Here is a 21,669-nt window from a genome sequence, read left to right as displayed (position 1 = left end):
CCTCAGGGCGCGGCCACCGTGCCCTTGTCAGGCATCACTGCGGCGGCGCGGCCTGCCGCCAGCCGCTGCACGTCCATCGCGTTCAGTGGCAACAGAGCGTAGTCACCGGTGTCTTCAGCAAATGCCAGGCCGGCGTGGCGCTGCAGCCACGCCGCCTGCCGTGCGACCGCGGCCTGGTCGCCGCGCGCGGTCACCAGATCCAGCTGCAGCACCCGCCACTGGAACAGGTTCGCCGACGGCTGCTGCGCCAGCAGGTCCTGCGCCTGGTCCAGGTCACCCTGGTCGAAGGCCATGCGGGCACGCAGCAGGTTCCAGAGCTCGCGCAGACGCGGATCCGCGTCGCGCTCGGGCAGGGCCTGCAGCGGGTCCCTGCGCTGCATCACCACCGAGGCGTGGCCTGCGCGCGCGGCATGATAGGCCGCCGCCAGGGCGATGAATGCATTGCGGCGCGCTGGCGCAGGATGGCGACGGTCGACCGCGGCCAGCGCCCGGTCCAGCACACGCAGGTATTCCTGCGCCGTCACGTGGTCGCCTTCCTGTTCGCGCCAGGCCAGTGCCTGCAGCGCGTAGATGTCGCACAGCCCACCGACCGTCGTGCACTGGGCAGCCACCTGCCGCATGTCGGTGGCTGCCTCGTGCGCGCGCTCCTGCATGGCCAGCACCGCCGCGCGCAGCATGCGCGTCCCCGGCCCCGATACGGGCATCGCCGCAAAGCCGGCATTGGCGGCCTCGAAATCACCAGCCAGCGCGGCGATCACCGGCTCCATGCCATCGCCATTCCAGCCCGGATGAAGGCGTGCGCCACGCAGCGCCGCTTCGGCTGCGGCGACTTCGCCACGGGCCAGCTGCACCCGCGCCACGAACACCAGCACCAGCGCACGCCGAGAATGCTGGCGGGCCAGCAGCGGCTGTGTTGCGGCCAGGGCGCCGTCATAGTCGCCCTGGGTGTACAGGATCTTGGCGTAGTTCATCCAACCGGCCGGGTCGTCCGGGTACAGCTCGGTCAGCAGGCGCCACTTGTCGGCGATGCGCATGGGCGGTGCACCTGCGAAATCCGCTGCCCACGCGTCCAGGTACAGCTGGTCGCGTGCGGTCAGGTGGGCACGCTGGCTGACCGCCTTTCGGTACAGCACGGCGGCCTGCTCCAGGTTGCCCTTGGCGTGCTGGATGGTCATCTGCCCCACATAGGCAAAGGCGAATGCGGGATCGAGCCGGGTGGCCTGCTCGTAGAACATCAGTGCGTCGTCGTAGCGGGCGGCCGCCGTGGCATCGACGCCCTTGGCGTAGGCATGCAGGGCATCGAGATTGGCCGTCGCCACGGTGGGCAGTGGTCGCTGATCGCGACCGACATCACGCAACGCTTCGCCCAGGTCGGCGCGCAGCGCTGCCACCACGTGGTCGGTGGAGGTCAGGATCGATTCCAGGCCTCGACCATCGGCGTAGCGCGTATAGACGGTCTGGCCGCTGTGCGGATCGACCACTTCGACACTGACCCGCACCTTGCCGTTGAGCTCGAGCACGCTCGGTACCAGCACCGCGCGTGCGCCGTCGCGCAGGGCCACCTCGATGGCCAGGCCTCGGTCGAGCCGTGCCTGTGGCGAGCGCTGCATCAGCTGCAGGGTGTCGCGCACCTTCAACTCGCTGAGGATGTTGACGAAGCGTGACTGACCCAGGCTGATGTACAGCGCCTGCTCCAGGCTGCTGTCCAGCTGCGGATAGGCGGTGGTGTTCTGCACCGCGGCCAGGATCACCCAGTCCCGTTCGGCGAAGGCGATGGCCGGCGCCGGGCGCAGCAGCATCCACAGCAGCACGCCCAGCGTCACCGCCAGCGCGGCCTCGGTGACCACAGCCGCGGGACGCCGCCACAAGGGTAGATCGCGCCATGCCTTCTCGCCCGAACGCGGTCGACGCAGCGGCGCACTGCCACGCAGGCCGATCTCGAACACATCCTGGCGCTCGGTGATGCCCTTGAAGCGCCAGCGCCCATGGTGCTTCCAGCGCAGCGCCTCGCTGGCCCAGGGCAGCGTGGAGGTAGCGCGCCGTGCCATCTGCTCGGCGGTGGCCGACAGCAACACCTGGCCCGGCCAGGCCAGCTGCATCAGCCGCGCCGCCATCGGCTTGGCCAGGCCCTCCACCTCCACCGGCTTGGCGCCATGGGCCATTGCTTCGGCACTGTTGTTCCACAACAGCACGTCACCGACATGCAGGCCCGCACGCGCGCGCAGCACGATGCCGCGCTCACGCCCCAGCGCCTCCACCGCAGTCTGGTAGGCCAGGGCAAAACCGACGCCATCGATGGTGCGCTCGAACAGTACGAACAGGCCGTCGGAACGGTCGATCAGCTGCCCGTTCCAGCGCTGCTGCAGACCCAGCACCAGACGGTCATGCTGCTGGAACAGCTCGGCCGCCGCCACATCACCGATCCGCTCAACCAGCTGCAGCGAATCGCACAGGTCGGTGAACAGCAGCGCGCGCAGCTGCTGGTTGTGTGGCGCCGACGTTCCTTTGTCGCCCTTCATCACCGGTGTCTCCGCTCTAGTGCCCGTCCGGCGCGTCCACCCAGCGCAGGCAGTTGCCGCCATCGCGCTTGGCCTGGTACAGCGCTCGGTCCGCACGCGCATACCACTCGCTCCAGTCCGCATCCGGCGCCAGCAGGCTGGCGCCGATGCTCACCAGGCTCACATGGGGCGTGCCATGGCTGCGTTCGAGTAGACCATGCACCGCGCTGAGGATGAACTCGGCGGCATGCTGCACGATTTCGTGGGTGCCGCGCCGCAGGATGAGGCAGAACTCATCGCCGCCCAGGCGGCAGGCCAGGTCGTGTTCGCCGGCCATCGAGCGCAGGATGTTGCCCATGCTCTGCAGCACCCGGTCGCCGGCCTGGTGACCGTGCCGGTCGTTGATCTGCTTGAAGCGATCACAATCGATCAGCAGCAGGCCCTGCGGTGCGCCCTGCCCATCGGCCCGGCACTCCTGCAGGTACAGGGTCAGCCCGCGGCGGTTGTGCAGCCCGGTCAGTTCGTCGGTACGCACCAGCTCACGGGTGTGCGTGAGCTGGTGGGTGGTGATGTACAGATTGTCGAGCGCCGTTTCCAGATCGTGGTTGCGGCGCCGCAGCTGGCTGATCAGGGCCTGCTCGTTGGTCAGCACGCGCATGATCGTACGGCGCAGGAAGTAGGCCACCAGCCCTGGATCGGCATCGACCAGACGCTGGAAATCGGCCGGCCCCAGTTCCAGCACCTGGCAATCGACCAGCGCACGTGCACCGGCACTGCGCAGGTGATCGCCGACCAGCAGGCCCAGCTCGCCGAAGAACTCCTGGTGGCCGAGGACCTTGATCACCAGATCCTCGCCGAAATCCAGTTCGATCCGGCCTTCCAGGATCACATACATGCGCTCGCCACGATGGCCGCGCTGGAACAGCCACTGCCCGGCTTCGAGCCGGCGCGGCCGGCCGAATCTGGCGAACAATGCGACCTCGGCATCGGACAGCAGCGCATGCACGATCTCGGCCATCGCCACATGGGCGATACCGGTCGTTGCATCAGTGTTCTCGGCCGCACCCCTGCCGGTCATTCCCTGCACCCGCCGCCAGCGTCCCCTGGTGAGCCGCGGAGCATAGCACCGCTTTAAAGTGTGCGCTCTATCTCATTTTTACGAATCGACAGCCGGTAGGTGCGTGGAGACCGGGGGCTGCACCTTGGGAGCACGACTGTCCGTAAAAATTCCTGCCGGATCAAGCTGATGCCCGTCTTCACAGGGTTTGGGCCAAGTTGCGTGGCGAGGCGTGCGCCCGATTGACGCGGATGCCATGCGGGACCGGGCCGAGGGGATACAACAACGCCGGCAGGTCCCCCGACCGGCCGGCGTTGTCTGGCCCTTCCCTGGCCACCCTGAGCGGTGTCGGCAGCCGATCGCACGGCCACCGTTGGATCAGGCCGCGCGTTCGCTGTGGAACTGCTCTTCTTCGGTCGAACCGGTCAGCGCGGTGGTGGAGGACTGTCCCTGCTGGATCGCCTGGGTGACCGCGTCGAAGTAACCGGTGCCGACCTCGCGCTGGTGCTTGACCGCGGTGAAGCCGCGTTCGGCCGCTTCGAACTCCGCCTCCTGCAGCTCGACGAAGGCGCTCATCTGCCGGCGCGCGTAACCGTGGGCCAGGTTGAACATGCCGTAGTTCAGCGCGTGGAAACCGGCCAGGGTGATGAACTGGAACTTGTAGCCATAGCTGCCCAGCTCCTTCTGGAACTTGGCGATGGTGGCGTCGTCCAGGTTCTTCTTCCAGTTGAAGCTCGGCGAGCAGTTGTAGGCCAGCAGCTTGCCGGGGAACTTCGCATGGATGGCTTCGGCGAACCTGCGCGCGAACTCCAGGTCCGGCTTGCCGGTCTCGCACCACACCAGATCGGCATACGGTGCATAGGCCAGGCCGCGGCTGATGGCCTGTTCCAGGCCGTTGCGGGTCTTGTAGAAGCCTTCGACGGTGCGCTCGCCGGTGGTGAACGGCTTATCGTTGCCGTCGATGTCACTGGTCAACAGGTCGGCCGCTTCAGCGTCGGTGCGCGCCACCAGCAGGGTCGGCACACCCAGCACATCCGCCGCCAGCCGCGCGGCGTTGAGTTTCTCGATGGCCTCGCGGGTCGGCACCAGCACCTTGCCGCCCATGTGGCCGCACTTCTTCACCGATGCCAGCTGGTCCTCGAAATGCACGCCCGCGGCGCCGGCTTCGATCATCGCCTTCATCAGTTCAAAGGCATTGAGCACGCCACCGAAGCCGGCCTCGGCATCAGCCACGATCGGCTGCAGGAAATCGATGTCGTCCTTGCCTTCAGCGTGATGCAGCTGGTCGGCGCGCAGCAGCGTGTTGTTGATGCGCTTGACCACCGCCGGCACCGAATCGGCCGGATACAGCGACTGGTCCGGATACATCTGCCCGGCCAGGTTGGCATCGGCCGCCACCTGCCAGCCGGACAGGTAGATGGCCTTCAGGCCGGCCTTGACCTGCTGCATGGCCTGGTTGCCGGTCAGTGCGCCCAGCGCGTTGACGAACTCGCGCTCGTGCAGCGACTTCCACAGCTTCTCCGCGCCCAGCCGGGCCAGCGAATGCTCGATATGGACAGTGCCGCGCAGGCGCACCACGTCGGCGGCGCTGTAGTTGCGCTGGATGCCTTCCCAGCGCGGGTTGGTATCCCAGTCGTGCTGGATCTGTTCGGCAGTGGGCAGGGTGCTCATGTCTATCTCCAGTTCAGTGGTGCGTGCAGCGGGAAGGGAAGCGGCGTGGAAACGGGCGCGGGGATCAGTCGATGCGCGCGTAGGCCGGCAGGGTCAGGAAGTCGGTCAGTTCATCGTTGCGGCTCAGTTCGCCAAGCAGGGCGATGGCTTCGCCGATGCGCGCGCCGCCGGGCAGCGCCGTGGTATCACCCAGGCGTGCGGGCAACTGCGCCAGGGTGGTGTCGAGCAGTGCCAAGTCGATGGCAGTGCCGTCGTCCAGCTGCTGGCCCGGGGTATGCAGCCACTGCCACAACTGGCTGCGGCTGATCTCGGCGGTTGCCGCGTCTTCCATCAGGTGATGGATGGGCACGCAACCGTTGCCGTCCAGCCACGCGGCCAGGTAGCGCACGCAGACTTCGACATTGCCCTCGAAGCCGGCGCGGGTGATGGTGCCCGGCGGACGCGCGATCAGTTCGTCGCGGCCCACGCGCACGTCCTGACGCAGGACGTGGTGCTGGTTGGGCGCAGGCATGTGCTCGTCGAAGATCGCCATCGCCACCGGAATCAACGCCGGATGCGCGACCCAGGTGCCGTCATGGCCTGCACTCACCTCGCGCAGCTTGTCGGCACGCACACGCGCCATCGCCTGCTCGTTGGCAGCGGCGTCGTTGTTGATCGGAATCTGCGCCGCCATGCCGCCCATCGCATGTGCCCCCCGGCGGTGGCACGTCTGGATCAGCAGTTCCGAATACGCCTTCAGGAACGGCTGGGTCATGGTCACCTGGCCGCGCTCGGGCAGCACGCGGTCGGCGTGGCGGCGGAAGGTCTTCAGGTAAGAGAAGATGTAGTCCCAGCGCCCGCAGTTCAGGCCGACGATGCGGTCGCGCAGCGCGTGCAGGATCTCGTCCATCTCGAACACCGCCGGCAGCGTTTCGATCAGCACGGTCACCTTGATCTGCCCGTGCGGCAGGCCCAGCATGCCTTCGATGTGCGACAGCGCGGTCTCCCACAGGGCCGCCTCTTCCATGCTCTGCAGCTTGGGCAGGTAGAAGTACGGGCCACGATCCTTGCGCTGCAGCGTGCGGGCGTTGTGGAAGGCGAACACCGCCGCGTCGAACAGCCCACCGGCCAGGAACTGGCCATCGATGCGGACGTGCTTCTCGTCCAGATGCCAGCCACGCGGGCGCACGATCAGCACGGCCTGCTCGTCGTACGGGCGCAGGGTGTAGTGCTTGCCATTGGCCGCGGTGTACTCCAGGTCACCACGCACCGCAGCGGCCAGCGACTGCTGCCCGGCCAGCAGGTTGCGCCAGGTCGGCGAGGTCGAATCCTCGAAGTCGGCCATGAACACCTTGGCGCCGGAGTTCAGCGCGTTGATGACCATCTTCGGATCGGTCGGGCCGGTGATCTCGACGCGGCGGTCCTGCAGCGCGGCCGGCAGCGGTGCGACGGTCCAGTCGCCGCTGCGGATCGCGGCGGTGTCCTCACGGAAGTCCGGCAGGCCGCCGCGGTCGAAGAACGCCTGGCGCTCACGGCGAGCCTGCAGCCGCGCCTGCCGACCCGGCTCCACCGCCCGGTGCAGCGACACCAGCAGGGCCAGCAGCGGCGCCGGCAGCAGGGTGTCCTGGCCGGCCACCCGGGTCGCCAGGGCGATGCCGGGCGTGGCCTTGGCGGCGGGGGAGGGAACAGCGGAAGCGACGGCGGACATGGGACGACTCCAGCAGTGGGGAACGTCTCCACCGTGCCGCTGGCGCTCAGTATTTGGCAAAACAGTTTTTGCAATGCTTTACATAAATTGTGCTAATACTCGTTACGCCATGACCACGCGCAGCTCGCCAAGTCCTCGTTTTTCCTACAAATCCGACCGCCTGAAGCCCTTGCGTGCGTTCTGCCAGACCGTGCGTCTGGGTTCAGTCTCACGGGCGGCTGAGGCGCTTTTCGTCAGCCAGCCGGCCATCAGCCTGCAATTGCAGGCGCTGGAGCGGGAGCTGGGCGTACCGCTGTTCGAGCGCAGCGGCCGCCGCCTGGTGCCCAGCCGCGAGGGCCAGCTGCTGTACGAAATGGCACAACCGCTGGTGGAGAGCCTGGACGGGCTGGAGGCGCGCTTCCGCGACAAGGTGCGCGGGCTGGATGCGGGCGAGCTGAACATCGCGGCCAACAGTTCGACCATCCTGTACCTGCTGCCGAAGATCGTCGAGCGCTTCCGCATGCATCACCCGGACGTGCGCCTGACCCTGCACAACGCGATCAGCGCGGACGGCACCGACCTGCTGCGCGAGGACGCCGCTGACCTTGCCATCGGCTCGATGACCGACGTGCCCGCCGACCTCAGCTACGCCCCGGCCTATCGTTTCGAGCAGGTGCTGATCGCGCCGCATGACCATCCGCTGGCCCGGGGCGCGGAGCTGGAGCTGGCCGACATCGCCCGCTATCCGCTGGTGCTGCCGCCGAAGCGGCAGATCACCTACCGTCTGGTCGACCAGGTGTTCCAGCGCCATCGCATCGCGTACACCGTCGCCCTCGAGGTGGGCGGCTGGGAAGTAATCAAGCAGTACGTGGCGATGGGCATGGGTATTTCCATCGTGCCGGCGCTGTGCCTGAACGAGGCCGACCACGAGCGGCTGGCGGCGCGGTCGATGAAGCGCTGGTTCCCGGAGCGCAGCTATGGCGTGATCGTGCGCCGCGGCAAGGCGCTGTCGGCGCAGGCACGAGCGTTCATCGAGCTGATCCAGCCGGAACTGTTCAGCCCGCGCGATTACGACCAGAGCGGGCACTCCGAGCGGTGAGGGGGTTCTGGTTTGCAGGGCTGCCGCCCTGCACCTGCCGAAGCCTCAAGCCGAAGCAACGGCAACAGCTGGCTATGTGTGGGACGGCGGGATGGGTCCGGTTGCGGGGGGCGCCGTAAACCCGTCCATGGGGGCTTGGTCGCGGCATCCATGCCGCTCACACCCCCGCAACCGGACCCACCCCGCCTTCGACAGTTTCCCTCTGCTGTTTAGTGCCAGCTGCTGTTGGCGGGTGCCGACCGTTGGTCGGCACGGGGTCGGATCCAACCTCTGATTCATTTCCGGCCGGCGATGAATAGACTGGGCGCATGTCCATCGAACTGCGCCACCTGCGCTATTTCCTTGCCGTTGCCGAGACCCTGCACTTCGGCCAGGCGGCCGAGCGGCTGGGCATGTCGCAGCCGCCGCTCAGCCAGCAGATCCGCCAGCTGGAGGACCTGATCGGGGCGCGCCTGTTCGTGCGCAGCCATCGCCGCGTGCAGCTGACGCCTGCCGGCGAACTGCTGCAGGAGCGCGCGCGGGCCATCGTGCAGCAGGTGGAGACGGCAATGGACGAGGTGCAGCGCACACAGCGCGGCGAACAGGGTGAGCTGCATATCGGGCTGACCCGGGCCACACCGCTGTCGCCGCAGATTCCGCGCTCGATCCTGCGCTACCGCCAGCAGTATCCGCAGGTGCGGCTGCAGCTGAGCGAGATGAACACGCTGCAGCAGATCGACGCCCTGCTCGACGGTTCACTGGACGTGGGCATCATCCGCAAGCGCGCGCTGCCGCCGGAACTGGTTGCGCACAGCCTGTTCGTCGATCCGCTGGCGTTGATCGTGCATGCCGACCACCCTGCCCTGCGCCGGCTCCCGGAACAGGGAACGCTGTCGCTGCGTGCGTTCGCGCAGGAACCGTTCGTGGCCTTTCGACGCAGTGCCGGCGCCGGCATCCATGACCACATGATCGCGCTGTGCGCGGCTGCCGGATTCACTCCACGCATCGTGCAGGAAGCCGGTGAGGCGTCCACGCTGATCAGCCTGGCGGCGGCTGGCCTGGGTGCGGCGATCCTGCCGTCCTCGTGCGACCACATCCGGGTGGAAGGCGCGCGCTTTGTCGCGCTGGCCGATGCCGGCGCGCACTCGGAGGTGCAGCTGGCATGGCGCCGTGAGGGAGTGACGCCGCTGATCCGCAACTTCGCCGGCCTGCTGCGCGGCGCATTCGCCGAAGAGTGAAGCGCCGCGCTGCGCGCTCGCCGGGCATGGCCCGGCGAGCATCAGGCCGTCACCGGCTGCGGGGCGCGCTGCTGCAACGCCCAGACGATGCCACCGCCAAGCAGGGTCAGCACTGCCGCGAACGCGCACACCCCCAGCCAGTCCCACGCGGCGTAGGCAAGCCCGCCCACACCGCCCAGCACGCTCGACCCCAGGTAGTAGGCGAACAGATACAGTGCCGAGGCTTCCGCGCGCATCATGCCCGCCCGGCTGCCGACCCAGCTGCTGGCGACCGAATGACCGCCGAAGAAGCCGAAGGTCACCAGCGCGATGCCCAGCGCCATCGTGGTCAGCCACGGCATCGCCAGCAGCGCGATGCCGGCACCGATAAGCACGAAGGAGATCGACAGGACGCGCCCACGGCCGTACCGCGTGGCCTGTTGGCCCATCCATGCCGAGCTGAACGTACCGACCAGGTAGACGCTGAAGATCAGCCCGACCACGGTCTGGCTGAGGTGGTACGGCGGCGCCAGCAGGTGATAGCCGAGGTAGTTGTAGAGGGTGACGAATACGCCCATCAACACGAAGGAGGTGGCGAACAGCCACGGCAGGCCAGGATCGGCGAACAACGTGCGCCAGCGCGACGGCAGCTGGCGCAGGCCGCCGCGACGGGCCTGGAAATGCCGCGATGGTGGCAGCTGCAGCCACAGCAGCACGGTGCTGGCCACGGCGATGATCGAGACCACGCCGATGCCCCAGCGCCACCCCCAATGGTCGGCGATGATGCCGGCGAGCAGGCGCCCGCTCATGCCACCGATCGCGTTGCCGCCGATGTACAGGCCCATCGCCAGGCCCAGTGCGCGGCTGTCCATTTCTTCGACCAGATAGGTCATCGCCACCGCCGGCACGCCACTCAGGGCCAGGCCCAGCAGGGTGCGCAGCACCAGCAGCGTGGTCCAGTCATCGACCAGGGCGGTACTCAGCGAGAGGATGGCCGAGGCCAGCAGGGCGACGATCATCAACGGCCTGCGGCCCACGGCGTCGGACAGCAGCCCGGCCAGCAGCATCGCCACGGCCAGCGTGCCGGTGGTCAGTGACAGCGACATCGCGCTGCCGGCGGCGGAGACGCCGAAGTGGCGGCTGAACTCGGGCAGCAACGGCTGCACCGTGTACAGCAGGCCAAAGGTGGAGAAGCCGGCCAGGAACAGCGCGACCGCCGTGCGGCGGAACGCTGGCGTGCCCTGCTGGATGCGCGTTTCGGGGCTGGAATCGGCAGGAGGGAAGCGACGTTCGGGGGCCGCGGCGGTTTCGCCAGTCATGGGATCGATGGGCCGTAGGGGCGGCCGGGGTGGAGGGAACGGGCCCCAGAGTAGGCCCGTCCATCCAGTCGATCCATAACCTGAAAAGTCAGGATTGATATCCCTGACGTATCGATTCAACTCACAGGTGCTGCCACTGGAAGCCATCGCCGCGGCGGTAGTAGACGGCCACCGCGCGCCCGTAGACTTTGTCGGCGTCGACAAAGCCGAAGAAGCGGCCATCGAAACTGTTGCCGCGATGATCCCCCAGCACCAGCAGCTTGCCGGCCGGTACCACCAGGTCCGCAATGTCGGGACCACCGCCCATGTCCAGGTCCAGGCGGGCACGGCGGCTGCCGAAGGCCTCCACGTCCTGCAGGTCGGCCATCTGCAGCGGGTGGCCGTTGATGCTCAGGTGGCCCTCGTGCAGTTGCACGTGGTCGCCGGCCACGGCGGCGACCCGCTTGATCAGGCGGGTGCCGTCGGCAGGCGAATCGAATACCGCCACCTCGCCGCGCTGCGGCTGGCCGGTGGACAGCAGGGACGTGTTGGTGAACGGCAGGCGCAGGCCATAGGCACGCATGTCCACCACCACCCGGTCACCGGGCTGCAGGGTCGGCTGCATCGAGCCACTGGGCACCACGTAATGATTGGCGAGGGTGTCGCGGGCGGCGGCGAGCAGGCCCAGCATGAGCAGCAGCGGCAGCGCCTCCTTCTTCAGCCAGGCGAGAGCGCGTTGCGGGAACGGCGGTCGGGCAACAGCATCCATGTCAGGTTCCGATGGGGTGGCAGGGTCTTCAGACCCCATCCGGGTGCAAGAGGTTCCCGGTCGCGCCGGGCCATGCCCGGCCGAGTGTTGGAACGGCCGCGCCATGTGCTCTCCGGGCATGGCCCGGCGCTGCCGATGCAGGGTTACGCAGGTTTTACGCCCGGGCCCGGCGCCCGGCATCGCACCTTTACGGGCACTGCGCGCATCGTCTGCCCACCGCGCCGAACGGCGCTTTCCGCAAGGTGTTGTATGACCCTCCTGGTGATCCGCCACGCCTCTTCATCGGCACCGCGTCCGCAGCTGCCGGCGCAGTTGTCCGGCCACCGCGTGCTGTGCAGCGACTGCGCCAGCCTGTCCGAAGTGCGCCAGTGCCTGTGCCAGCCGCAGGCGCGCTCGGCCGACTGGGTACTGCTGGACGTGGGCGTGGCCGACGAGGCGCAATGGCAGGCCGAGGGCAGCGCGCTGCAGGCCGCCCTGGAGCGGCTGCCGGCGCAGTACATCGAACTGCAGAGCGCCCGCGAACCCGGCCTGGACGCGCGCCTGCGCCTGCAGCATGGGCCGGCCGCGGTGGTGGTCGACCAGCGCAGCCAGCAGGCCGGTTATCCGCTGTCGCTGGCCATCGTCGGCCGCCGCCTGGCGCAGGAGGGGTGAGCCATGTCGATCTTCATCATCCGCGGCCCGGAAGCGGCCGGCACATTGATCCGTACCGCACTGCCGCTGCCGGCACCGGTACTGAAGTCGCTGGTACACCGTGCGATCGATGCCGGCACCAGCGTGGCCATCCGTGCCTGCGGTTCGGAACAGGAACTGCTGGATGCCCTGCGCGTGGCCGATCACAGCCGCGGCGAAGTGACATTGCTCGATCCCGGCGCGTGTGCCGGCAGCCTGCGTCTGCAGCGCCTGCTGCCCTATCTGCACAACGCCTACGTGGAGGTGCATGACGACGGCGCGGTGGCTGAGCCCTGTCTGCCGGCCGGCATCGGCCAGCGCCTGGGCATCGCCGCCGGCTATGGCGCGCAGAGCTACGTGCTGGCGCTGGATATCGCGCTGGATCACCTGGGCCTTGCCGAACAGGCGAACCGGGTGCACGTGGGGACGTAACGCTGTTTGTAGAGCCGAGCCCATGCTCGGCTGATGTTTCCAGGAAACATCAGCCGAGCATGGGCTCGGCTCTACAGAAGAACGTCGAGCATGGCTCGACGCTACAGAAAGAAAAACGGCGGGGTCGCCCCCGCCGTTTTCGCTTTCTTACTTCAGCCCGCGGAACTTCAGCAGCGGTTCCACCGACGGGTCCTTGCCGCGGAAATCGCGGTACAGGGTCGACAGCTCCACGCTGTTGCCGCGCGAGAGGATCTTGTCGCGGAATTGCTGGCCATTGGCCGCGGTCAGGCCGCCGTTCTCGGTGAACCACTGGAAGGCGTCATGGTCGAGCACCTCCGCCCAGAAGTAGGCGTAGTAGCCGGCCGAGTAGCCACCGCCCCAGATGTGGTCGAAGTAGGTAGTGCGGTAGCGCGGCGGAACCTGCGGCAGATCGACCTTGAACTTCTTCAGCGCGCTGGCTTCGAAGGCTCCGACATCCTGCAGCGGCGCGTCGGCCTTCTGCGTGTGCCAGGCCAGGTCCAGCAGCGCAGCCGACAGGTACTCGGTGGTGGCGTAGCCCTGGTTGAAGCTGCGCGCCTTGAGGATCTTGTCGACCAGTTCCTGCGGCATCGGCTCGCCGGTCTTGTAGTTCTTGGCGTAGTTGGCGAACACCTTCGGATCCAGCGCCCAGTGCTCGTTGAACTGCGACGGGAACTCGACGAAATCGCGCGAGGTGGCCGTGCCGGCGATCGAGGGGTACTTCACGTTCGAGAACATGCCGTGCAGGGCGTGGCCGAACTCGTGGAACAGGGTGGTGACGTCGTCGAAGCTCAACAGCGCCGGCTGGCCTTCGGCCGGCTTGGTGAAGTTGCAGACGTTGTAGACCACCGGCTTGGCGCCGGTCAGGCCATCCTGCTCGACGAACACGTCCATCCACGCGCCGCCGGACTTGCTGTCACGCTTGAAGTAGTCGGTGTAGAACAGGGCCAGCGAGGTGCCGTCCTTGTCGAACACTTCATACACCTTCATGTCCGGGTGGTAGGTCGGAATGTCGGTACGTGGCTTGAAGGTGATGCCGTACAGCTGGGTGGCGGCGTAGAAGACGCCGTTCTGCAGCACGTTGTCCAGCTCGAAGTAGGGCTTGATCTGCGACTCATCCAGATCGTACTTGGCCTTGCGTACCTGCTCGGCGTAGAAGTCCCAGTCCGAGGCCGCAACCTGGAAACCGCCCTTCTGCGCGTCGATCACCTTCTGGATCTCGCCGGCTTCGGCACGTGCCTTGGCGGTGGCAGCCGGCACGGTGTCGGTCAGCAGCTTCAGCGCGGCGGCCGGGGTCTTGGCCATCTGGTCGCCCAGCTGGTAGTCGGCGAAGGTGTCGAAACCCAGCAGCTTGGCCTTCTGCGCACGCAGCTGGGCCAGGCGCTGCACGGTCTGGCGGGTATCGTTGGCATCACCGCGCTCGGCGCGGGTTTCCGAGGCCTTGAGCACGGCGGCGCGCTGGTCGCGGTCGCTCAGCGAACCAAGCACCGGCTGCTGGGTGGTGTTCTGCAGCGGCAGCAGGAACTTGCCGTCAAGCTTGCGCGCCTTCGCATCGGCAGCTGCGGTGTTGATCGCGTTCTCATCCAGGCCGGCCAGCTTGGCCTTGTCGTCCACGATGACGGCAGCGGCTGCGGTGGCGGCGACCAGGCGGGTATGGAACTGGGTGGAAAGCGTGGTCTCTTCCACGTTGAGCTTGCGCAGGCTGGCCTTGTCGGCGTCGGACAGCTGCGCACCGGCACGCACCAGGCCGTCGTAGTAATGCTCGACCAGGCGCTTCTGCACCGGGTCCAGGCCCAGCGTGTCACGCTGGTCGTACAGCGACTTCACGCGTGCGAACAGCTTCGGGTCGAGGCTGATCTCGTCCTGGTGCGCGGCCAGTTTCGGCGCGACTTCTTCCTGGATCTTCTGGCGCGCATCGTTGGTATCGGCCTGCACCAGGCCGAAGAAGATGCGCGACACGCGGGTCAGGGTCTCACCGCTGCGCTCCATCGCCACGATGGTGTTGTCGAAGGTGGCCGGCTCGCTGTTGTCGGCGATCTTGCGCACGTCGGCCAGGTGCTGGCGCATGCCTTCCTCGAACGCCGGCAGGTAGTCGCTGTCCTTGATCTTGTCGAACGGCGGCGCCTGGAACGGCAGCGTGCTGGCGCTCAGCAGCGGGTTGGTGGAGGCATCGGCCGGCTGCTGGGCCGGGGTATTCTGGGCTGCGGACACGGGGGTGGACTCCTTGCCGGAACAGGCCGCCAGCGCCAGGCTGATGGCGGCGGCCAGGACTACGGTACGCGACATGTAAAACGCTCCTTGGGCAGACGGGATGGGATGCCGGCCGTCCACCCTACTCCTGTCGTGCTCGCCCGGCATGTGCCGGACGTGGCCTCTGGACCTTCACTGGCGGCCGGCTCAGACCGTGCCGCGGGTCTTGCCGATCCAGGGCCGGTAGAACTCGCGGATGGCGGCCATGTCGGCCACGTCATCGCCGGTGGGATGGAACAGCGGACCGACGCCGATGACCTTCTCCGGATAATGGAAATAGGCGGTCAGGATCGGCACGTCGGCCATCCGCGCGATCTTCAGGAATCCGGCCTTCCATTCCTTGACCGCCTTGCGGGTGCCTTCCGGGGTGATCGCGAACCACATCCTGTCGTTGTTGCGGATCAGGTCCACGGCCTGGCCGACGGTTCCCTGCGGCGAGCTGCGGTCCAGCGGGATCACGCCCAGCCGGTGCAGCAGCGGGCCCAGCGGCCACCAGAACAGCGACGCCTTGCCCAGCACCTTGACCTTCATGCCCAGTGCGATCTTGGCCGCCATGCCCCAGAACCCGTCCCAGTTGGACGAGTGCGGGGCGATGATGAAGACCAGCTTCGGGATGTCCGGCAGGGTGCCGACCACCTTCCAGCCGCCCATGCGCAGGGTGCAGCGCGCCAGCCAGCGCAGGAACGGGTTGGATCTGACCTGCGGCATGTTCGGCGGGATGGCCGGCAGCAACGGAGTCGGGTTGTTCAAGCAATCACTCCCAGTCACGTGAGGAGCGCCCGCGCTTGATCTGCGCGCGCCCGCGTTTGGCGTCCAGACGACGCAGTTTCGACCCGAGGGTCGGCTTGGTGGCCTTGCGCGGTTTGGGCACGCTCAACCCGGCCTGGATGAAGGCCGCCAGCCGCTCGCGCGCATCCTCGCGATTGCGATCCTGGGTCCGGAAGCGTTGCGCGTCGATGACCAGCACGCCTTCGCCGGTCATCCGCCGGTCACGCCGCGCCAGCAGGCGCGCGCGCAACGGTTCGGGCAACGAGGGCGAGTTGGCCACGTCGAAACGCAGTTCCACCGCGGTGGACACCTTGTTGACGTTCTGGCCACCGGCACCACTGGCACGCACGAAACGCTCGACGATCTCGCCGTCGGGGATTTCAAGCTGCGCGCTGATGGTGACCGGTCCACTGCCCATCCGCGCATTGTAACGGCAGCCACGTGGCGGAGTGCGGCATCGCGCGCCGTATGCCGCCGATCAGGCACCGAACACGCCGCCTTCGCCTTGCCAGCGGGTATGCTGGCCGTCCCATGTACCGCAGGAAGCTTCGCATGATCCGCTCCGCATCCACCCTGCCCGCCCTGCTACGCCGTGCTGCCCTTCTGCTGGCGCTTGCCGTGGCCAGCGCCCCGGTCCTGGCCGCCGCGCCGACCGACGGCGACATCAACCGCCTGCTGTCGGCCTCCCGCGCGCAGAGCATGATCGACACCATGCTGCCGCAGATCGAGGCGATGCAGCAGCAGCAGTTCCAGCAGGTCGCGTCGCAGCGCCAGCTCAATGCCCAGCAGCAGGAGCAGCTCAAGCGCATCCAGGCACGGACCAGCCAGACCCTGCGCCAGGCCCTGTCATGGCAGCAGCTGCGGCCGATGTACGTGGATCTCTACAAGAAGACCTTCAGCAAGGAAGACGTGCTGGCGATGGCCGAGTTCTACGAGAGCCCGGCGGGCCAGAGTCTGCTCGACAAGACCCCGGCGCTGATGCAGAACGTGATGGTGGCCATCCAGTCGCGCATGCAGCCGCTGTTCGCCGACCTGCAGAAGGATCTGGAAGCGATCGTCAACGAGCCCGAAAAGAAGTGAGGCGGTAGCGCCGGGCCATGCCCGGCGCTGCCTTCACTCCACCCGCCAACCGAACAGGTCCAGTGCCTTCTGGAATTCCCGGTCCAGCGGCGCCCGCACATCCACCGTGCCGCCCTCGGGATGGGGAAAACGCAGGCGCTCGGCGTGCAGCAGCATGCGGTGCACCCCCTGCATGCGGAAGATGCGGTTGTGGCGGCCGTCGCCGTGGCTGGTATCGCCGATCATGTGGTGCGAAAGATGCTTGAGATGCCGGCGGATCTGCCGGAACCGTCCGGTCTGCGGCTGGCAGCGCAGCAGCGCATAGCGCGAACGGGCGAACTCGCCGACCGGCACCGGCAGCTCGCCGGTAGCCAGGCACTGGAAGTCGGTGATGGCAGGCTTCTTGACCGGTTTTCCGGGGCCGCCGTCGAGGTCGTGGTCGACCCGCCAAGACGCCTCGGCCGGCCAGCCGCGGCAGATGGTCAGGTAGTCCTTGGCCACCTCGCCGCCCATCAGGGCCTTGCCCAGCGCACTGGCGGTGTCACGGTCGAAAGCCAGCAGCAGGCAGCCACTGGTGGCACGATCCAGCCGATGCACCAGAAAGATCGGGCGCCCGAGCTGCTCACGCAGGCGATCGGCCAGGAAATCATCTTCGCCACGGGCCAGCTTGCTGTCATGGACCATCAGCCCGGCCGGCTTGTCGACCACCGCCAGGCGTTCATCCAGGTGCAGGAGCCGAAGGGGGGCGGTGTCGGTCTCGACCGCGGCGAGGGTATCGGGTTCGGTGCTCACCGCGCGATTATACGGGCGGCCTGTATGGGGTCAGATCCCTTTTCCTGCGGAAAAGGGATCTGACCCCGGGTTTGTGCCGCGAGGCAGTCAAACGTTGCGCAGTGCCAGCAGTTCACCGTTGCCCACCGGCACCAGGCTGACGCTGACATCAGGATCGGCCACCAGTGCTGCACGCAGCGGCTCCATCTGTTCGGCGTGGGAGATCGCGTTGTCCACCACCAGCAGGCCACCGGGCCGCAGCACGCGGCGCAGGTGCGGCCACCAGCCAGCGTACTGCTCGCGATCCGAATCGAGGAACAGCAGGTCGATGCTGGCATCGGCCGCCTGCGCCAGCCACGCCCCGGCGTCAGCGTGCACCAAGGTGATATGCGCCTGCAGGCCGCTGCGGGCGAAGGTCGCGCCGGCCAGGGCCACCTTGTCGGCAGCGTACTCCAGCGTGGTCACATGGCCGTCGATGGCAGCGGCAGCCTCGGCCAGCCACAGGGTGGAATAGCCGTTGGAGGTGCCGATCTCCAGCACGCGCCGCGCCTGTCCGAAACGTACCAGCAGCGACAGCAGCGCACCGGTATCCGGCGTGATGTTGAGCATGCGCCGGGCCCGCTCGCTTTCGCGCGCATCGTTGTCGGCGCCAAAGCGCGCCAGTTCGTCCTTGAGCGCCTGCAGCACGCCGGCTACTTCCACCACGCCCGGGCCAATGCGGCCACACCCACCGCGCCCGACAGCCAGCTCCACATCGGCAGGTCGCCCCAGTACCAGCCGGGCGGCTGCAGCACGTACATCAAGGCGGCAATGGCAAGCAGGCCGACGCCGGTGATGGCACCGACCGCATGCTTCTGCAGGCGCTGCACGCTGGCATCGAGCGATACCAGATCGCGCGAGCGCATCGCCAGCTCGTGACGTCCCTCCACCTGCTGGGTCAGCCAGGCATGCACCAGGCGTGGCATGTCCGGTGCGTGGGTCATGATTTCCGGCAGGCGCTTGCCGAGCTCGCGCATCACCCTGCGCGGGCTGTAGCGCTCGCGCAGGATCTTCGCCAGTACCGGCTTGGCCACCGCCCAGATATCGATCTGCGGGTCGAGCTGGCGACCGACGCCTTCGATGTTCAACAGGGTCTTCTGCAGCAGGATCAGCTGCGGCTGCAGCGTCAGCTGGTAGCGCTGCGCCACGCGGAACAGCTTCATCAGCACTTCCGCCAGCGAGATCTGCGACAGCGGGCGGGTGAAGTACGGCTCGCACACCGACCGCACCGCCGCTTCCAGGTCGTCGATGCGCACGTGGTCCGGCATCCAGCGCGCCTGCACGTGCAGCTCGGCGATGCGGCGGTAGTCGCGGTTGAAGATGGCCATGAAGTTCTCGGCCAGGTAGTACTGATCTTCCTGCGACAGCTGGCCCATGATGCCGAAGTCCAGCGCGATGAAGCGCGGATCGCTGCGGCGTGCCGGATCGGGGTCGACCCAGATGTTGCCGGCATGCGCATCGGCGTGGAAGAAGTTGTCGCGGAACACCTGGGTGTAGAACACCCGCACGCCCTTGGCGGCCAGCGCCTTGCGATCGATCCCGGCGGCGTCCAGTGCCACGATGTCATCGGAGGGAATGCCCCACACGCGCTCCAGGGTCAGCGCGCGCTCGGCCGTGTGGCTCCAGATCACTTCCGGCACGTACAGGTCGTCGGAGTTCTCCCAGAAGCGGCGCAGCACGCTGGCGTTGGCGCCTTCGCGCTGCAGGTCCAGCTCGGCGGCCAGGGTGTTCTCCACTTCCGCCACGACTTCGCGCGGGCGGATCTTGTCGGCACGCGGGTGGGTGCGCTCAACCAGCGCGGCCAGTGAATTGAGCAGGGCGATATCGGCGTCGATCTGCTTCTCGATGCCCGGGCGCAGCACCTTGACCACCACCTGGCGGCCATCGGCCAGCGTGGCCGCATGGACCTGCGCGATCGAGGCCGACGCCAGCGGTTCGGTATCGAAGCTGGCAAAGGCTTCGCTGACCGGCAGGCCCAGCGCGTCCTCGACGATGCGGCGCGCGGTGTCGCCGTCGAACGGCTTGACCCGGTCCTGCAGCAGGGTCAGTTCGTTGGCCACGTCCGGCGGCACCAGGTCGCGACGGGTCGACAGGATCTGCCCGAACTTGACGAAGATCGGACCCAGGTCCTGCAGCGCCAGGCGCAGGCGTGCGCCACGCGATTGCGCGGCGATGTCGGCAGAGGCCCGCGGAACGAAGGGTTTGGCCAGGCGCAGCCAGCGTTCGGCCGGCGTGTCCTGCAGCAGGTCATCCAGGCGGTAGCGCAGGATCACCCGGCCGATGCGGCTGGCCCGCAGCACCGCCTTCATGCCGCACCCCGCAGGCGCTGCACGCGTGCACCCAGGCGCTCGACATCATCGCGCAGCACATCCACATCGTCGTGGAACGCGTCCAGCTCGGCGCGCGGCACCACGTCGCGCGATTCCTCGGTAATGAATTCGGCTGCACTGTGCGCCAGATCGATCACGCCCTGGCGGGCGTGCTGCAGCGCGCCGCGCAGTGTGTTGGCCACCTGTACGCCCAGCACCTCGCCGAACACGCTGACGAACGGCTGCTGCCAGTCCGGGTCGAAGCCCTTGGCCAGCTGCTGCAGGCGGCGCGCCAGCTCGGCATCGCCGGCCACGCGCACGCGTCCCTTGCCGGTGCTGTCGGCGCGCCGGGCATTGGCCAGCAGCGGCAGCTGGGCCAGCACCCCCGACAGGCTGCTGCGTACGGCCAGATCGGCTTCCTGCGCATCCACCGGCCCCACCCGCAGCTGGTCACCGTCAACGCTGATGCGCATGGCCAGCGCAGGAGCCTCCAGGGTCAGATCGATATGGCGGCCATCCAGACCGGCCAACGCGTGGCGGGTATCCGGATCCAGCGCCAGGGCGCGGTTCAGGGCGATCTGCAGGGCACGGCCGGCGACCGGCTTGAGGGACTTGAGCAGGGAAAGAGCCATGGCCCCATTCTACCTTCGTGAGTGCCGGGCTTGGGCCGGGCAGCGCGGATGGGTGCGGGTTCATCTCCGCCTCACCTGCCGGGCGAAGGAAGGTCCATGCTGTGGGGCCACGCAACGTCCAGGACATCGCATTGCCCATGAGCAGGACCCGGGTCGGCATCATTTTCGGTGGTACGTCCTCCGAGCACGAAGTCTCGCTGCAGTCGGCGAAGAACATCCTCGACGCACTCGACCACGAGCGCTTCGAGCCGGTGCTGATCGGCATCGACAAGCAGGGCCGATGGCATCTGAGCCAGGCCGGGAGCTTCCTGCTCAACGCCGATGATCCGGCGCGCATCGCGCTGCACCGGTCCGGCGTCGCGCTGTCGGTGCACCCGGGCGCCGGACAGGCGCAGCTGCAGCCCGCCGATCCGGCTGCCGTGCTCGGCCAGATCGACGTTGTCCTGCCGATCGTGCATGGTCCGCTGGGTGAGGATGGCGCGCTGCAGGGCCTGCTGCGCATGGCCAACCTGCCCTTCGTCGGTTCACCGGTGCTGGGCTCGGCCGTGGCCATGGACAAGGACGTGACCAAGCGCCTGCTGCGCGATGCCGGCCTGCAGGTGGCGCCCTGGCAGTGCATCCGTCGCCACCAGGCTGCGAACATCGATGTCGACGGCGTCATCGCCCAGCTCGGTCTGCCGCTGTTCGTGAAGCCGGCCAACCAGGGTTCGTCGGTGGGGGTGAGCAAGGTCAAGGACGCTGCCGGCTTCGCGGCCGCGCTGGAACGGGCGCTGCGCTACGACCACAAGGTTCTGGTGGAAGCGGCCGTGGCCGGCCGCGAGATCGAATGTGCGGTGCTCGGCAACGAGCAGCCGCAGGCCAGCGTGTGTGGCGAAGTGGTGGTGCACGACGAGTTCTATGCCTACGACACCAAGTACCTCAACGAGAATGGCGCCGACGTTGTGGTCCCGGCCGACATCGATGATGCCACCCAGCAGCGGATCAGGCAGATCGCCCTGCAGGCGTATCAGACGCTGGAGTGCGCCGGCATGGCCAGAGTGGATGTGTTCCTGACCGGCGATGGCCGCGTCGTCATCAACGAGGTCAACACGCTGCCGGGCTTCACCCGCATCAGCATGTACCCGAAGCTGTGGGGCGCCAGTGGCGTGGATTACACCACGCTGATCACGCGCCTGATCGAACTGGCGCTGGAACGGCACGAAGCCGATCAGAGGCTGCTGTAGGCCAGGCAGTACCCGGTACTACAGCAAACAACCGCTTCCGCCGGAGCAGTACCGGCCATCGACCGGCACTGCTCCGGGGCTCACTAGCCGCGCTTGCGGAACATCGAGATCACCGCCAGGACCAGGAACACCACGAACAGGATCCAGGCAATGTTGCTGGCCGCGCCGGCGATGCCGGAGAAACCGAGCACGGCGGCGATGATGGCGATGACGAAGAAAATGACGGCGTAATGCAGCATGGCGCT

The 21,669-nt window shown here is 67.6% G+C and carries 20 protein-coding genes; 6 read left to right on the top strand and 14 right to left on the bottom strand.

All coding sequences use genetic code 11. The features are described from left to right. Nucleotides 1-2: 2 nt before the first annotated feature. The 4 genes from N5J29_RS05435 to aceB form a co-directional block, all read right to left on the bottom strand. The gene (locus N5J29_RS05435) at nt 3-2,519 is read right to left on the bottom strand and encodes a putative peptide modification system cyclase (RefSeq protein WP_164151113.1); all 2,517 of its coding nucleotides are present in this window, start codon (nt 2,517-2,519) and stop codon (nt 3-5) included. A gap of 16 nt (nt 2,520-2,535) precedes the next feature. After that, nucleotides 2,536-3,576: a GGDEF domain-containing protein gene (locus N5J29_RS05430; protein ID WP_053518607.1), complete on the bottom strand. Its 1,041-nt coding sequence runs from the start codon at nt 3,574-3,576 to the stop codon at nt 2,536-2,538. A gap of 357 nt (nt 3,577-3,933) precedes the next feature. Further along, nucleotides 3,934-5,226, bottom strand: a complete 1,293-nt coding sequence (aceA, locus tag N5J29_RS05425) for an isocitrate lyase (RefSeq protein ID WP_053518608.1) — start codon at nt 5,224-5,226, stop codon at nt 3,934-3,936. A gap of 64 nt (nt 5,227-5,290) precedes the next feature. Further along, nucleotides 5,291-6,913 (bottom strand): malate synthase A, encoded by a 1,623-nt coding sequence (aceB, locus tag N5J29_RS05420; RefSeq protein ID WP_053518609.1) that lies wholly within the window; start codon nt 6,911-6,913, stop codon nt 5,291-5,293. Between the two features lie 109 nt (nt 6,914-7,022). Between aceB and N5J29_RS05415 the strand changes: the two genes are divergently transcribed. Further along, nucleotides 7,023-7,991 carry a LysR family transcriptional regulator gene (locus N5J29_RS05415; protein WP_164151111.1) on the top strand — a complete coding sequence of 323 codons (969 nt, stop codon included), beginning with the start codon at nt 7,023-7,025 and terminating at the stop codon, nt 7,989-7,991. A 308-nt stretch (nt 7,992-8,299) separates the two neighbouring features. After that, nucleotides 8,300-9,208 carry a LysR family transcriptional regulator gene (locus N5J29_RS05410; RefSeq protein ID WP_065174180.1) on the top strand — a complete coding sequence of 303 codons (909 nt, stop codon included), beginning with the start codon at nt 8,300-8,302 and terminating at the stop codon, nt 9,206-9,208. Between the two features lie 41 nt (nt 9,209-9,249). Here N5J29_RS05410 and N5J29_RS05405 read toward each other — a convergent pair whose 3' ends face one another. Together N5J29_RS05405 and lepB are read right to left on the bottom strand one after the other, a co-directional pair. Further along, nucleotides 9,250-10,506, bottom strand: coding sequence for an MFS transporter (locus N5J29_RS05405; RefSeq protein ID WP_065182046.1), 1,257 nt, complete (start codon nt 10,504-10,506; stop codon nt 9,250-9,252). Between the two features lie 121 nt (nt 10,507-10,627). Next, nucleotides 10,628-11,254, bottom strand: a complete 627-nt coding sequence (gene lepB, locus N5J29_RS05400; protein ID WP_065174178.1) for a signal peptidase I — start codon at nt 11,252-11,254, stop codon at nt 10,628-10,630. Nucleotides 11,255-11,503: 249 nt separating this feature from the next. Here lepB and N5J29_RS05395 point away from each other — a divergent pair, with 249 nt between their 5' ends. Together N5J29_RS05395 and N5J29_RS05390 are read left to right on the top strand one after the other, a co-directional pair. Further along, entirely contained in the window at nt 11,504-11,905 is a 402-nt protein-coding gene (locus N5J29_RS05395; protein WP_065174177.1) for a hypothetical protein, read from the top strand. A gap of 3 nt (nt 11,906-11,908) precedes the next feature. Beyond that, nucleotides 11,909-12,355, top strand: coding sequence for a hypothetical protein (locus N5J29_RS05390; RefSeq protein WP_053518439.1), 447 nt, complete (start codon nt 11,909-11,911; stop codon nt 12,353-12,355). 147 nt (nt 12,356-12,502) lie between these two features. On the opposite strand, the gene dcp is transcribed toward N5J29_RS05390, so the two are convergent. From dcp to arfB, 3 genes are all read right to left on the bottom strand, one after another. After that, nucleotides 12,503-14,659, bottom strand: coding sequence for a peptidyl-dipeptidase Dcp (dcp, locus tag N5J29_RS05385; protein WP_065174176.1), 2,157 nt, complete (start codon nt 14,657-14,659; stop codon nt 12,503-12,505). A 111-nt stretch (nt 14,660-14,770) separates the two neighbouring features. Beyond that, nucleotides 14,771-15,331 (bottom strand): lysophospholipid acyltransferase family protein, encoded by a 561-nt coding sequence (locus N5J29_RS05380; RefSeq protein WP_227255266.1) that lies wholly within the window; start codon nt 15,329-15,331, stop codon nt 14,771-14,773. 46 nt (nt 15,332-15,377) lie between these two features. Continuing rightward, on the bottom strand, nt 15,378-15,809 hold the full coding sequence (gene arfB, locus N5J29_RS05375) for an alternative ribosome rescue aminoacyl-tRNA hydrolase ArfB (RefSeq protein ID WP_005420755.1): 432 nt from the start codon (nt 15,807-15,809) through the stop codon (nt 15,378-15,380). Nucleotides 15,810-15,943: 134 nt separating this feature from the next. Here arfB and N5J29_RS05370 point away from each other — a divergent pair, with 134 nt between their 5' ends. Then, the gene (locus N5J29_RS05370; RefSeq protein ID WP_065174175.1) at nt 15,944-16,471 is read left to right on the top strand and encodes a DUF2059 domain-containing protein; all 528 of its coding nucleotides are present in this window, start codon (nt 15,944-15,946) and stop codon (nt 16,469-16,471) included. Nucleotides 16,472-16,504: 33 nt separating this feature from the next. Here N5J29_RS05370 and N5J29_RS05365 read toward each other — a convergent pair whose 3' ends face one another. The 4 genes from N5J29_RS05365 to N5J29_RS05350 all read right to left on the bottom strand — a co-directional run bounded on the left by N5J29_RS05365 (nt 16,505) and on the right by N5J29_RS05350 (nt 20,201). Further along, a complete protein-coding gene (locus N5J29_RS05365; RefSeq protein ID WP_053518434.1) occupies nt 16,505-17,242 on the bottom strand; it encodes a pseudouridine synthase in 738 nt (245 codons plus the stop codon). 87 nt (nt 17,243-17,329) lie between these two features. Then, nucleotides 17,330-17,908 carry a class I SAM-dependent methyltransferase gene (locus tag N5J29_RS05360; RefSeq protein WP_053518433.1) on the bottom strand — a complete coding sequence of 193 codons (579 nt, stop codon included), beginning with the start codon at nt 17,906-17,908 and terminating at the stop codon, nt 17,330-17,332. 5 nt (nt 17,909-17,913) lie between these two features. Continuing rightward, nucleotides 17,914-19,569, bottom strand: a complete 1,656-nt coding sequence (gene ubiB, locus N5J29_RS05355) for a ubiquinone biosynthesis regulatory protein kinase UbiB (protein ID WP_065174173.1) — start codon at nt 19,567-19,569, stop codon at nt 17,914-17,916. Continuing rightward, nucleotides 19,566-20,201, bottom strand: coding sequence for an SCP2 sterol-binding domain-containing protein (locus N5J29_RS05350; RefSeq protein WP_053518430.1), 636 nt, complete (start codon nt 20,199-20,201; stop codon nt 19,566-19,568). The genes ubiB and N5J29_RS05350 overlap by 4 nt, the downstream gene beginning before the upstream one ends. 137 nt (nt 20,202-20,338) lie before the next feature. Here N5J29_RS05350 and ddlA point away from each other — a divergent pair, with 137 nt between their 5' ends. Further along, a complete protein-coding gene (gene ddlA / locus N5J29_RS05345) occupies nt 20,339-21,424 on the top strand; it encodes a D-alanine--D-alanine ligase (RefSeq protein WP_164151108.1) in 1,086 nt (361 codons plus the stop codon). Nucleotides 21,425-21,507: 83 nt separating this feature from the next. Here the strand turns inward: ddlA and N5J29_RS05340 are convergent, their stop codons facing one another. Then, nucleotides 21,508-21,663, bottom strand: a complete 156-nt coding sequence (locus N5J29_RS05340; protein ID WP_004153593.1) for a DUF1328 domain-containing protein — start codon at nt 21,661-21,663, stop codon at nt 21,508-21,510. Nucleotides 21,664-21,669 lie beyond the last annotated feature (6 nt).

Origin of the sequence: Stenotrophomonas sp. GD03680 (assembly GCF_029844625.1) — a bacterium.
In the GTDB taxonomy this organism is placed as follows: Bacteria; Pseudomonadota; Gammaproteobacteria; order Xanthomonadales; family Xanthomonadaceae; genus Stenotrophomonas; species Stenotrophomonas maltophilia_P.
The sequence above is the reverse complement of the archived record's forward strand: the minus strand, read 5'-3'. Positions and strand labels throughout refer to the sequence as shown.

Excerpts from the sequence above, each read along its gene's own strand:
- N5J29_RS05435 (WP_164151113.1), bottom strand. The coding sequence starts at position 2,519 with ATGAAGGGCGACAAAGGAACGTCGGCGCCACACAACCAGCAGCTGCGC.
- N5J29_RS05430 (WP_053518607.1), bottom strand. The coding sequence starts at position 3,576 with ATGACCGGCAGGGGTGCGGCCGAGAACACTGATGCAACGACCGGTATC.
- aceA (WP_053518608.1), bottom strand. The coding sequence starts at position 5,226 with ATGAGCACCCTGCCCACTGCCGAACAGATCCAGCACGACTGGGATACC.
- aceB (WP_053518609.1), bottom strand. The coding sequence starts at position 6,913 with ATGTCCGCCGTCGCTTCCGCTGTTCCCTCCCCCGCCGCCAAGGCCACG.
- N5J29_RS05415 (WP_164151111.1), top strand. The coding sequence starts at position 7,023 with ATGACCACGCGCAGCTCGCCAAGTCCTCGTTTTTCCTACAAATCCGAC.
- N5J29_RS05410 (WP_065174180.1), top strand. The coding sequence starts at position 8,300 with ATGTCCATCGAACTGCGCCACCTGCGCTATTTCCTTGCCGTTGCCGAG.
- N5J29_RS05405 (WP_065182046.1), bottom strand. The coding sequence starts at position 10,506 with ATGACTGGCGAAACCGCCGCGGCCCCCGAACGTCGCTTCCCTCCTGCC.
- lepB (WP_065174178.1), bottom strand. The coding sequence starts at position 11,254 with ATGGATGCTGTTGCCCGACCGCCGTTCCCGCAACGCGCTCTCGCCTGG.
- N5J29_RS05395 (WP_065174177.1), top strand. The coding sequence starts at position 11,504 with ATGACCCTCCTGGTGATCCGCCACGCCTCTTCATCGGCACCGCGTCCG.
- N5J29_RS05390 (WP_053518439.1), top strand. The coding sequence starts at position 11,909 with ATGTCGATCTTCATCATCCGCGGCCCGGAAGCGGCCGGCACATTGATC.
- dcp (WP_065174176.1), bottom strand. The coding sequence starts at position 14,659 with ATGTCGCGTACCGTAGTCCTGGCCGCCGCCATCAGCCTGGCGCTGGCG.
- N5J29_RS05380 (WP_227255266.1), bottom strand. The coding sequence starts at position 15,331 with ATGCCGCAGGTCAGATCCAACCCGTTCCTGCGCTGGCTGGCGCGCTGC.
- arfB (WP_005420755.1), bottom strand. The coding sequence starts at position 15,809 with ATGGGCAGTGGACCGGTCACCATCAGCGCGCAGCTTGAAATCCCCGAC.
- N5J29_RS05370 (WP_065174175.1), top strand. The coding sequence starts at position 15,944 with ATGATCCGCTCCGCATCCACCCTGCCCGCCCTGCTACGCCGTGCTGCC.
- ubiB (WP_065174173.1), bottom strand. The coding sequence starts at position 19,569 with ATGAAGGCGGTGCTGCGGGCCAGCCGCATCGGCCGGGTGATCCTGCGC.
- N5J29_RS05350 (WP_053518430.1), bottom strand. The coding sequence starts at position 20,201 with ATGGCTCTTTCCCTGCTCAAGTCCCTCAAGCCGGTCGCCGGCCGTGCC.
- ddlA (WP_164151108.1), top strand. The coding sequence starts at position 20,339 with ATGAGCAGGACCCGGGTCGGCATCATTTTCGGTGGTACGTCCTCCGAG.
- N5J29_RS05340 (WP_004153593.1), bottom strand. The coding sequence starts at position 21,663 with ATGCTGCATTACGCCGTCATTTTCTTCGTCATCGCCATCATCGCCGCC.